Annotated in this window: 8 protein-coding genes; 3 read left to right on the forward strand and 5 right to left on the reverse strand. The window is 65.3% G+C overall.

Annotated features, from left to right (window positions below):
* Position 1 precedes the first annotated feature (1 nt).
* Complete coding sequence (locus tag VGQ44_21860) at positions 2-616, reverse strand: hypothetical protein (protein ID HEV8449483.1); 615 nt, start codon at positions 614-616, stop codon at positions 2-4.
* Positions 617-914: 298 nt separating this feature from the next.
* Positions 915-1,751 (reverse strand): dienelactone hydrolase family protein, encoded by an 837-nt coding sequence (locus tag VGQ44_21865; protein HEV8449484.1) that lies wholly within the window; start codon positions 1,749-1,751, stop codon positions 915-917.
* Between the two features lie 6 nt (positions 1,752-1,757).
* On the opposite strand from VGQ44_21865, the gene VGQ44_21870 reads away from it, so the two are divergent.
* Positions 1,758-2,000 carry a hypothetical protein gene (locus VGQ44_21870; protein ID HEV8449485.1) on the forward strand — a complete coding sequence of 81 codons (243 nt, stop codon included), beginning with the start codon at positions 1,758-1,760 and terminating at the stop codon, positions 1,998-2,000.
* Between the two features lie 68 nt (positions 2,001-2,068).
* On the opposite strand, the gene VGQ44_21875 is transcribed toward VGQ44_21870, so the two are convergent.
* Both VGQ44_21875 and VGQ44_21880 read right to left on the reverse strand, forming a co-directional pair.
* Complete coding sequence (locus VGQ44_21875; protein HEV8449486.1) at positions 2,069-3,256, reverse strand: hypothetical protein; 1,188 nt, start codon at positions 3,254-3,256, stop codon at positions 2,069-2,071.
* Positions 3,257-3,267: 11 nt separating this feature from the next.
* Positions 3,268-4,953, reverse strand: a complete 1,686-nt coding sequence (locus VGQ44_21880) for a hypothetical protein (protein HEV8449487.1) — start codon at positions 4,951-4,953, stop codon at positions 3,268-3,270.
* 155 nt (positions 4,954-5,108) lie between these two features.
* On the opposite strand from VGQ44_21880, the gene VGQ44_21885 reads away from it, so the two are divergent.
* Together VGQ44_21885 and VGQ44_21890 are read left to right on the forward strand one after the other, a co-directional pair.
* Positions 5,109-5,705: a sigma-70 family RNA polymerase sigma factor gene (locus VGQ44_21885; protein ID HEV8449488.1), complete on the forward strand. Its 597-nt coding sequence runs from the start codon at positions 5,109-5,111 to the stop codon at positions 5,703-5,705.
* Positions 5,702-8,131 carry a serine/threonine-protein kinase gene (locus VGQ44_21890; protein HEV8449489.1) on the forward strand — a complete coding sequence of 810 codons (2,430 nt, stop codon included), beginning with the start codon at positions 5,702-5,704 and terminating at the stop codon, positions 8,129-8,131. The genes VGQ44_21885 and VGQ44_21890 overlap by 4 nt, the downstream gene beginning before the upstream one ends.
* Positions 8,132-8,144: 13 nt before the next feature.
* On the opposite strand, the gene VGQ44_21895 is transcribed toward VGQ44_21890, so the two are convergent.
* A complete protein-coding gene (locus tag VGQ44_21895; protein HEV8449490.1) occupies positions 8,145-11,822 on the reverse strand; it encodes a carboxypeptidase-like regulatory domain-containing protein in 3,678 nt (1,225 codons plus the stop codon).
* Between the last annotated feature and the right edge of the window lie 265 nt (positions 11,823-12,087).

Below are 12,087 nucleotides of genomic sequence, written 5' to 3' on the forward strand. Positions count from 1 at the left end.
TTCATCCCGCCTGCATTGCCATGCAAGGGTGACGCGCGATGTCTGCGCGAAGCGATCGCTCGTCCACCGCGAACGCAACCGTCACCTCGATCTCGGCGCGCTCGGGAACGAGGCGAACGATTTCGAGGCGCCGTGTTTCCGGGCGCGAAAGAGCGCCGAGTACGCGCGGTGCCGCGTTCGCCGTCGCGGCCATGGGAACCCGGCACGGGAGAAAGAGCCGGCGCGAGGCGTTGCCGAGCTGCACTTCGAGTCCATAGCGCGCGAGAAACGCGGAGAGTACGTCGTATGCAGACCGCGCCGCCCTGAGATCGACGTCCGAGTGATAGACCCGCCAGGCGTCATGGACCCATCGATCACCGCGTCGGTCGCGAGTGATGACGAGCAGAGAGGAGGGATCGTGCCGCGGTAAGGACATCGGCGCGGCGACCCATACACCGACGGTCTCGAAGAGCGCGGTGCCACGGTCCGTCGTCGTCAGATCATTGACCCACCGGGGGAACCGGAGCACCCGCTCGACGTCGCGACGCGTTACGTGATGGGTTGGCGCGTGACGCTTGAACTCGTGCTCGAATTTGATGCGGAACCCATTGAGGGGCACACCGACTGCTGGTGCCATGGCAACACCTGCGGCTCCGCGGTCGCAGCCGCGGGTCGTCCCAAAAAAAACCTCTACGTACGGTGCGTCGTCGCCGCCGTCCGATCGTATAGACTTGCGAATCCAGCAAACGTATCGGGCCACATTTGCTTCTTACCGAGATGTAAAGCGGCTCGGATGTGTTCACGCCGAGGCGCAGCAAACCCGCCCACTCAGGTCGCGGGAAATACAAACTCGCCCTGAAAGTCCACGAGGACGAAATCGTTTTTGGCGTTACGCTTACCGTTGGGCGGTTCGTCGCGGGTATGGCTCGAGCCAGTTAGAACAGCCCGTGAGCGTGATACCAGTCGTGAACCCGCTGGAACATCGCCGGCGACGTTCGCACGGCGAGGTGATCGAGGCCCGGGTACACGAACAGTTGATGGTCGACGTTCGTCGCAGCCAACACCGAGTCCTGACGCTGGTCGTAGCTCAGTGCCACGGTGGTGTCGGCGTCACCATGATGCATCTGGTAGGGCGTTCGGATGGTGATCGCTTCCGCGATCGTTGGCGCCGGTCCCGCGACGATGAACGCCGGGCGGACGCCGCCGCCCGTGTGCGACGCGACGCGAAAATCACTCGGGTACGCGCCCAGCAGCGCGACGTCGACATACGCGCCCATGCTATGCCCATGAGCGGCGACGCGGGTCATGTCGACGTACCCGAGCTTGCGCAACAAGAGATAGGTCATGTGGGCGCGCTCCACGTTGGCGGCACTGGCGCCGACGTCGGCCGCGGTTCCGGGCGACCCGAGCGGTACGCCGCTCGAATGGGTGTAGTTCACGCCGATGCACACGAGTCCCCACGTTACCATCGTCGGCGCAACGAGACCCGAGAAGAACGAGGCGCTGCCATCGGAGCCATGACTCAGCAGAACCGCCGGAAATGGTCCCGCGCCGAGGGGTTTGTACAATACGCCGGTGAGATCATACGCGACGCCGTCGACGGCGCCTTTGTACGACCATGTTGCCCCAGTGGGCGACTCGGGATTTCCGGTGACTACGAACCCGGTGTCGGAGCCGGAGCCGATCGTGCCGCTCGAGGTAGCACCGGAGCCACCGCACGCGGCGATGGCGATGAACGAGAGCAACACGAGCATTCGGACGCCGCTATGCATAAGAGCATGGACGGTTCGAGGATCTGGCCGCGCGACATGCGCGACGCGGCAATGGAAAGTGGTAGAGAATACGCCGGTGCCCGTCAAGCCGATTCAGGCTTCTTGGCGCGATTCCATGTGCAGATGGCGATTTACTCCGCGGATACCTTCAAGAAGCAAGGCTTGCCAACGGTCAGCTCGCGCGAGCACACGGTGGAGGGAATGACTCCGGTGCTCATCGGATTGATCTGGCTGACGAACGCGTCGTAGCTGACGGCTCGACGCCGCCGCCATTCGCTGATCCGAATGACGGCGGCGCTGCAACGGCGGCGGCTTGATCACGTGCAGGTGCCGGCCGCGGATGTGACGTTGACGGTGTAGCTCGCTGTGTGCCCCGCGACCGCGACCGTCCCAGCGTACGTGCCAAACTGGCTGATCGGCACTCGCACGACGACTGATCCGGATGAGAGCGTCCCCGCGAGGCTCGTCGGACCGATGACGCCCGGGCCGGAAATACCGAGCTGGTACGCTTGGTCAAGCTGCGCCGGCGTCGTGTTGATCGTGACGCACACTTCACTCGTCGTGGTCAGATGACGATACGTCGCCGTGCTGGAGAGCGTGAACGTTGCCGCGGGTGGCATCCACGTTTGGTCGACCGTGATATACCGAACACTCATGTTGTGCTTCGCGGTGCCGCCGCCGTCCGTCGCCTTGTCCTCGGCGAACACGCCGAAGCAATAGCGGAGCGTCGTGGGGGCTCCACCCGCGCTGACGGGATTGAAGGCGTTGGCGTTGAGCGTGAAGCTGCCGTTCGACAGCACGCTCGACGTGTAGTCCCACGAGTTGCCTGCGACCTGCCCCGGCCCCGTACCGCTCGGCCACGGCGTGTTATCCGTATTACCGCACTGGTTGCTCGGGCCGGGCTTGAGGACGCTCCCGGTGGCCTTGAACAAATAGGCATCCGCGATCGTGCCGCCGATGCTGAACGGCATCGACGCACCGTTCGACTGCGACGTGGCCGGCGGAGGCGCCGGAATCGTGATCGCCGGGCCGTGGTTCTTCAGGTAGAGACTCATCGTCGACGTGGCGCGGTTGCCGGCAACGTCCTTTCCGTTCCAGACGATGCCGAGTTGGCCGTCGGGAAGGCCCGTCAGCGATGCGGTGTACGTATTTCCGTTGCGGGTCACAGGGAGAGACTCCCCGCCGATCGACGCGCTCACGCTCGATGGATCGACCCCGCTCGCCGCCGCTCCGTTTGATCCAATGATGTCGTTGATGTCGACATGAATGCTGTTGATCGCGAAAGGACCGGTCAGCGACGACACCGGAAACGGATTGACAAAAAGCGGCGGCGTGTTGTCACTCACGGTCGGCGTCGTGTTTTCCACCAACGACGGCGGGACGAAGAAATCCGCCGGCTTGGCTTCGCAGCCCGCCAGGACGAGCATCGATGCAAGAACCGCTACCGACGTGGCGTGGCGCGCGAGCGGCCGGCCGCCAAATGAGAATTCCGAGTCGAGTTTCATTGAAGTATTCCTCAGAAGCCGGCGTGGATGGGAAGCCGGTACGTAAGGCCGGCTCCAAAGCGGAGATTGAGGTCGGCGTCGTTCGAGGTGCCCGCGCCGGTGTAGGTCATGTTCAAGCGCCAATTCAGATCCGACGACAGCGGGCGCTCGATGGCGACGCCGATGTTGGTCTTCCACGTCTCGAGCGTCCGATGCGACTGGTCGAGCGAAACGCCGAGCCGTGTGATCGGAACGAGGTCGAGGTAGTCGTAGGCATACGTGACTCCGCCGATCACCTCGACATGGGTCTTCCACAGAAACGACAAGCTCCGGCCGGCGCTCAGATCGTAGAACGTCCCGTTCAAGTCTCCGTCGACTCGCGAGAATGGTGAACCGGGTGTGCTGAACCGCTGGGTGTAGTGCAGTGTGTTGACGTGACGGCACGCCCAAATGCGCCACCCGGCCTGCGCGAATCCAAGCCCGACGCCCCAGCCCGGCGCGGTCTGCTCCCCGGTGAAGGCGCCGATGTTCGCCTGGTCGCCCGCCGTATGCGCGAATTGTTGATACCAGTTCTCCTCGATCCCCGCGCCCACGAACCACCCGCCGCCGCCCACCTTGCCGTGAGGGATCGCGCCCACCTTGGGCGGTTCCGTTCCACTCGGCGTTCCGGTCCCGGGCTTCTCCATCGTATGAGGACGCGTCGTGTCGATGGCCGGCGGAGCGCCGGTGCCAGGGCGTTCTTGGGTGTGCGGGTGCGTCGTGTCCGTTGGCGGCCGCGCCGGCGGCACACTGTCCTTCGGCGCCCTGGGCTGCGGCGTCGTCAGATGTTCTGTGCAGTCGATGATCGGGATTGGCAAACCATAAATGTCAAGAATCTGATAGTAGATTCGCGTGAGGCGTGCGTGTTCGGCCTGCTCCCACTTCTCTTCCGCTTCGAGCACGCGGACGGCCGCCGTGTCGGATGGAACGCTACGAAGCGCCGCCGCCAAGCGATCGAAGACCTCGTCGTGGTAGTTGCGCAAAGCAGTCGCCGCGTCCTGGTTCTCGCGGAGCAGCTGAGCGATCGCCTTTTTCCACGCGTCGTACTCCGCTTGCGTGCAGAAAAACTTCGGAATGGACGGGATGCCCTGGAGGAACCGGGCGGGCCGCTTCAGGCCGGCCAGAGGATCCTTCTTCGGCGGGTCGACCGGTGGCGGATTTCGCCTCGCCTTGGGATCGCTGCAGTCGACGACCCGAGTCTTTCGATAGAGCTCGAGCTTCTCGTTGAGCGCCTTCTGCGGGTCCTGAAGGATCTCTTTGTTCGACTCCGACCAGAAGCCGGGCGCGAGCGGATCGATGCCCGCTTTGGCGAACGCACTACCGGGCCCGGATATTTCCGTTGAGCCGTTCACGCTTCCCTTGAACGCAGTCCAGTCGCGCTCGAGGTCGCCCAGCTCCGCGCGCAGTTCGGCCAACATCCGGCCCGCGGCCAGTTTGTCGGCGTTGTCGCAGTACACGCCGCCGACCGGCACTTCGTCGATCCGTTTGAGCAGCGCGGCAGCGCGATCCTTGAACTCGGCCGACTGGCGGCGATAAGACTCGACGCCGTTCTCGAAAAAATGCCACTGCGCGCCCGCGCTGGCGGCGTTCGCCGCCAGCCCGCCGAGCGCCATCGTCAGTACCAGCGCGATCCTCCCGGTGCCGTTCGCGGCAAGACGCAACGCTTTGGATCCGACCATTGTTCGCTCCCTGAAGGGGTTCGCTTACAACGCCGGATTTCGCGCTGAAAGTGCTCATTGCCCTCAGAGGTCGGGCCGACGAGCCGTCAGCCATGCCCGTGATTGGCGCCCGAGGGCCATGAGCGGTATCGTCTGGTCGACCCAGCCGCGCTCCTGTGCTCCCTCTCCCCCCGTCCGAATCGGCGCCGGTCACCGAGATTCTCGCCCAGGCGCGAGCCGGAGACCGCGCGGCAATGGAGCGGCTCGTCTCGCTCGTGTACGGTGAGCTGCACGCAATGGCCCATCGCAAGCTGTCGTTCGAGCGCACGGGTCACACGCTGCAGACGACGGCGCTCGTCAACGAGGCCTACCTCAAGCTGGTAGATCAACGCAACGTCGATTGGCAGAACCGTTCCCACTTCTTTGCGGTGGCGGCGCTCGCGATGCGGCGGATTCTCGTCAACCACGCCGAAGCGCGGAACGCCGCCAAGCGAGGCGGCGCGGTGGAGCGCGTTCCGCTCGATGAGGTTCAGGTCATCGGCGGCGACATTCCCGACGACCGGCTGCTCGCGCTCGACGAGGCGCTGAAACGGCTCGAGCAGTTCAATGAACGCGGCGCCCGCGTGATCCAGTATCGCTTTTTCGGCGGAATGAATTACGACGAAATCGCGACGACCATGGGTGTTTCTCCCATTACGGTCCGCCGTTCGTGGGAATCGGCGCGGGCGTGGCTCAAGCGTGAGCTCGAAGCCGATATCGTCGACCAGCCATGACGAGTCCCCGCCCAAACCTCGATCCCTCGCAACCGACGGCCGAACGCTGGGCCGCGATTGAATCCGCATTCGGCGAGGCGTCCGGGCTGGCCGCGGCCGAGCGCGCCTCGTATTTCGCGGCGCTCGACCGGGACGATCCAGCGCTCGCCGCCGAGGTGAGGTCGCTCCTCGAGGCGAGCGACCCGTGGTGGATCGATGAGTCGCTGGTCACGCTGCCGGTCGCTGAGCCGATGGTCCCTGACCAACGAATCGGCGCATACCAACTCGTTCGCGCCCTCGGCCGCGGCGGGATGGGCGAGGTGTGGCTCGCGCTGCGTGAGGGCCAGGATTTCCGGCAGCACGTCGCGCTCAAGATCGTGCGTGCCGGGATGGAATCGTCGGAGCTGGTCGCCGGCTTTCGGGCGGAACGGCAGATCCTCGGGTCGTTGAACCATCCCAACATCGCGCACTTACTCGATGTCGGCGAAACGGAAGACGGACGGCCATTCCTGGCATTGGAGTTCGTCGAGGGCCACCAGCTCACTGACTACTGCGACGAGCATCGGCTGTCGGTCGACGACAGGCTGCGCTTGTTTCGAACGGTGTGCAACGCGGTCAGATTCGCGCACCAGAACCTGGTGGTTCACCAGGACCTGAAACCGTCGAACATCCTGGTGACGTCGGACGGCGTCCCGAAACTGCTCGACTTCGGGATCGCAAAAGTCCTGGCGCCGACCCGCTTTGACGCGGATCCGGCGAGTTCGGCGGCCGGGCCGGACCTCAAAGCGCTGACGCCGGAGTACGCGGCACCAGAACAGATCGAAGGCGGGCCGACCACCACGGCGAGCGACGTCTACGCGCTCGGCGTCATTCTCTTCCAGCTTCTTTCGGGGCGGCGGCCATATCGTGATGTCGGCGCCGACCGGTCTGCACTGCTGGAAGCCATCCGCACCCGGCCGGTGCCATTGGCGAGTGAAGCCGTCGACTCGGACGGCGACGTTGAACGCGCGGGTCAAGTTGCCGCAGCCCGAAAGCTGTCGCCCGATGCGTTGCGGGCGAGACTGGCCCGCGACCTGGACGCCATCGTCCAACGCGCGCTGGCGCCGCTCGCCGCCGACCGGTACTCCTCCGCGGAGCAGTTGGCAGCAGACGTCGAGCGAAGCCTGAACCGGTACCCCGTGAGCGCGCGTCCGCGAGCGCCGCGCTACGTCGCCGAATGTTTCATGCGCCGTCATCAGGTTGGCGTCGTGTTGAGCGTCCTCGCATTCGCGAGCTTGGCGGCCTTCATCGTCACGGTCCTTCGACAATCGGCGGCGATTCGCGAGCGGTCCGCGCAGGTCGAGAGCGAGCGCAAGCGCGCGGTGGCCGTTTCCTCGTTCCTTCAGGATCTGTTTCGCGGCGCCGACCCGGCGGAGGCAAAAGGCACGACGATCACGGCGCGGGAACTGTTGGATCGAGGCGCCGCGAAGATCGAGCGCGAGCTGGTCGACCAGCCGGCAGCGAAAGCTGATCTGATGACGGTGATGAGCGAAAGCTACCAGAACCTCGGTTTGTATCCGCCGGCCGAACAGTTGGCGGAACGCGCGGTGGCGACGCTCCGCGCTCGCCACGCTCCGGCCGACTCGGCCTTCGCCGCCGCGCTGATCGCGCACGGAATGGCGCTGCACTACATCGATCGCACCCGCGACGCTCGCGTCGAGTACGACTCTGCGCTCGCGATCCGGCGCCGACTGGGCGACACGACGAGCGCCGTGGTCGCGCAGACGCTCGCCCTCGAGGGGTCGACGTTTCAGGACGACGGAGCGGACAGCACGGCGCGCCGGCTTTATAGCCGGGCAATCGGCTTGCGGCGCGCGAGTGGGGGAGGGGAAGTCACGACGGACACCGTGCTCGCGTTCACGCTCAACAACCTCGGCGTGCTGTTGCGGCGGAAGGGAGATCTGAACGGTGCGGATACGGCGTACCGCGAAGCGCTCGCGATTCGCGAGGCGACGCTGGGGCCGGATCACTTCGAGACTCTGCGGACTCTCAACAACCTCGCGCTCGTGTCCGGGGCGCGCGGAAACCTCGCGGTGGCCGAGTCGTTACTGATCGTCGCGGCGGACGGATGGAAGCGAGTCGTCGGGGCCGATCATCCAGCGACCGCATTCGCTCTCAACAACCTGGGCAGTGTCTACATGAGGATGAACCAGCCGGCCAAGGCGCTGCGGTTGTTCAATGAGGCATTGGCCATCCGGCGGGCGAAACTCCAGCCGAGCGAGCCACTCATCGCGGTGACTTGGACCAACGTCGGCACGGCTCTACAAGCATTGGATGATCGCCGAGGTGCGCTTCAGGCGTATCGTGCCGCGCTTGCGGTACGAGAATCGGTACCGGGACCGGAGACACCGGCGGTGGCGGACTTGAAGAAGGCGATCGCGCGTCTCGAGAAGACGACTCGACGCTGACGGTAACCCACGGTCACCGAGAGAAGATGTACCGGAGCCCCTTGGGCGCTTCTTTCGCCTGCCAGAGCATCGACGACGGGTAGGGGAGCAACGTGAGCTGAAGCGGCGACAGGATCCGCGGCAGTTGCTCGTGCACGTCGGCCCACGACTTCGCCCACCCTTCGTCGCTCGCATCCTCTTGATGCTTGTAGGCGTCGCTCACGTCGTACACTTCCGGAAGAGCAACGAAATAGTCCGCGAGCTTCTTCCAGTGGGCGGTCATCATCTCCGTCCAGTGCGCCTGCGCCGCTCGCACTGCCTCGAGCTGGTCTCTCGTCAGCAGCAGCGAGTCGGACTCGGTGGCGATCGATGCGTATGGGTCGAGGACGGTGCGGATGTAGCGTTTCACCAATTCATCTGACGTGAGCTTGGGGCCCGGGTGGCCGGCGCGGCCGGGGTTGAGCCAGCGTTCGAGCTGCTGTTCGGTGGCAGGGCGGCCGAGCGTCATCGACACGTCGAGCGTGAGGCGGAAGGGAGCGCGAAGGGTGTTGAGCGACGGGTTCGTCGTGCCGAAGCGCGGGTTCACTTGATAAACGAACCGGCTGTTCGCCGCGTCGAAGCCGCGGACGTTGTACAGCACCGGATCGGCGAACGGCTGCGTGCCCCAGCCGCGCAGATGGTCGCTGCCGTGAAGCAGCTGATCGAGCCCGCCCAATGGGTTCGTCAGGTTGAGCGCGACGTTCTGCACGTTCTTCGGCAGATGGAGCCTCCCACCGGTGACGTTCACCTGCGCGTTGAATGACGCCGTCCACGGACCCTGGCAGCTGTTGCGCTGCGCGGCGGCGCCGAGTTGGCGCTCGAGGCAGTTGCGCGCGGCGCTCGACGTAGAGAACAGCGAACGAAGCGCCGACGCGACGCTCGTGTCGCGCGTGGTCGCCGGGTTGAAGACGAACGCGCGGTCGTTCGCGAGCCCATCCCCGTTTACATCGGAGCCGACGAGCGGCGTGAACGGCACGCCGGAGGAGAATCGTCCGAGGCCGGTCAGCGTGAAGCCCGCCCTGGATATGCCGAGCGAATAAATGAATGAATGCCGGATGTCGAAGTCGCCTCGGCTCCATGCAACCACATTCGGATCGCCGAAGGCCGAGCCGTCGAAGCCGCGATGCTGAGCGCGGTTGTCGGCGTAGGTGTACGCCAGCGACGTGTAGAGGAACGTGCGTTTGAAGGTCGTGTTGCGAGAGACGGTCGTGGTGAATTGGGCGGTGTGGGAACGAAGGTCGGAAACGTTGTCGACGACGCGGCCAAAGCTCTGGTCAACCCGAGCCGGCACGCTCGAGACCCCGCCGGTCGCTGGATCGATCGCCGTCGCGGGAACGAACACCGGTCGTCCTTCCTCACCCAGAGTGAATTGAGAGCTCGGCCGAAAATTCGCGTCGACGATCCCGGGCTGATTCAAGTTGAGCGCGTAGGTCCCCTCGAGCGCGTAGACGAAGTTGGCGAGGTTGGAGGAGAAGGAGAGATTGCCGCGCCAGCTTCGCGACGCGGTGTAACGCGAATCGAAGAGCTGGACGCCGGGAGCGGCGTCGGAAAAGACGGGGTTGGGCGCGCCCGGGACACAGCTCGACGGAATCGAGGATGGATCCGCGACGAACGAGGACCAGTCGGGCGTCGGAGCGGCGGCGCCGAGGCAGGTGATGCGCTCGATACCGTTGGGGAGACCAGTCGAGACGCGCGCCGTGGAGAGGAGCGCGGCGGGGAGCATGTTCCGGAATTCGCCGATGCCGCCGCGGATGTACATGGTCGGCGCCAACGCGAACGTGCCGACCGGATTGAACATGATGCCGGTGCCGCCGGGCCGGCGCAGCCAGGTGAAGCCCAGCCGAGGACTGAGGCCCCACGTGTCGGGGGCGTGGTCCGTGCGGAGTCCAAACACTCGTTCCACATCCGGGTTGTACGCCGGCACGGCGTTGAACCGGTTCCCCTCGAGGCGCAGGCCGCCGAGCAGTTGGAGCGTCGGCGACACGCGCCAAAGGTCGCCGGCGGAGAGGAATGCGTTCCATTCGCTGCCGGTGCGCGTCGGGTCGTTGAGAGTTCTGGTATAGACCGTCGGGCGCCCGGCCTGAAGATCGCTCAGCGAGTTGAACGAGAAGGTGCCGTACTTGTTGGTCTCCAGATCCTGCGAGAAGCCGTCGAGCCGGACGTCGGTATCGAACTTGAGACGATGCGGACGCTTGGCGGACACGTAGCTCTGCATCGTGCCGATGTTCTCCCACGTCCACTGGCGAACGTCGGTCGTGAGTCCGGAGTTCCCGCCGAAACCCAAACTCGTCGAACCCGACGTGGCGTCGGGGAAGCTCGACGTCACGAGCACGCGGCCGTCGGGGAGCTGCACGTACGGCGTCGCCTTGTTCTCCGAGTAGCTGAAGCCGCTCTTCGCGTCGAGGAGATAGTCGTCGTGGATGAACGTGGAGTAGTAGCCTTGCACCATGCCGATCGCCTGCCGGCTCTCGCCGCCGTGGCTCGGCGTTACCGTGGGCGACAGCGAGGTGGCCTGAGCACGCGACACCTTTCCGTAGAAGGTGATGGCCTCGGTGGTCGTGGACGGTTTGAGGTTCGCCCAGTCGTAGGGTGAGTGGTCGAATCGGGCGATGAGCGAGATGTTGTCGTTGATGCGATCGGGCGACGCGACGGGTCCGGCAACGGGCACGTGGGCACTCGACAGGAGGCTCCTGAGCCGGTCGACAGAATCCTGCGAGACGCCGGCGTGCGCGAGCAGGAGGGGATCGGCAGAGAGCAGCGAGGTGGCGTTCGAGAGGCTGCGGCCCCCCTGCACGCCGTAACTATAGAAGTACTTGTCGTCGGCGGACATCGAGCCGCCGCTGCCGAGGCTCGCGTTGAAGTTGGTGACGCGGGAGCCGAGGGCGCGCGAGACAGGATCGGTGTACTGCAGCGCCGGCGCGTCGAGCGTGAGATGCCCGCGCCGGTTGGTAAAGAGACTGCCGCCGCTCAGCTCCGTAGCGGTCTGCGCGCCAGAAAACCAACCGCGTGCGGGGTCATAGGTCGAGGTTGTCACGCGCGTCGTCATCTGCGCATCGCGTGGGACGTCGGCGCCTGGGAACGCCATGCCATTGAGCGTGGTGCTGTTGGCGCCGGGGCCGAGGCCGAGGGCGGAGATGCCGCCGCTGACGGTGGAGATTCCGGGGATCGTCGAGGCGAGCGACGCGAGATCTCCGGCGAGATCGGGCGAGAGTGCACCGGTCACGCCATAGGCAAATGTCTCCGACGATCCCACCTCGGGGCCGAATCCCGGCCCGCGCTGCGGCTTGGGCTTCGTCGCTTGTACCTGGACGGCGTCGAGACGTTGAACGACGGCGGGCATCTTCGCGTCCACGGTGTACACGCTGTCCGGGCCGCTTCGGGTGATCCGTTTGCGAAACGCGTTGAATCCGATCTTCGTGATGTGGACCAGGTAGTCGCCGGTGCCGTTCGGGATGACGATTCTATAGAAGCCGGCGGAGTCGGTGCGGGTCTCGAAGGTGGCGCGGTCGGGCGCCATGGTGACGACGATGTTGGCGGCTGGGATGGGGACGGTCCCGTCGGCGGTCGCGTGTCCCTGGATGATCTCGCGGCGGATGGCGGGAGACTGGGCGCTCGCCAGGGTCGGGAGTGCGACGCAGTGCGCGAGGGTCAGCGCGATCAGTCGGTATGACACGAGCGGCTCGGTCCCGGGTGGCTTGCGGAAAGGGCGCGGCGGCGCGCTGTGGCGTAAGAGTTTTTAGTATAATGCTCTTGCGCCGTCGCGATAGCGGGGGAGGTACGGCGCTGTGGACGTCCTTAGGGCGCTGATGTCCTTAGGGCGCTGACGTCCTTAGAGCGCTGACGTCCTTAGAGCGCTGACGTCCTTAGAGCGCTGACGTGCTTGGGGCGCTGACGTCCACGCTCCGGCGAGCCCGAGCAACATGGCGTTCGAGGTGTGC

This window comes from Gemmatimonadaceae bacterium, assembly GCA_036003045.1.
Lineage (GTDB): Bacteria > Gemmatimonadota > Gemmatimonadetes > Gemmatimonadales > Gemmatimonadaceae > JAQBQB01.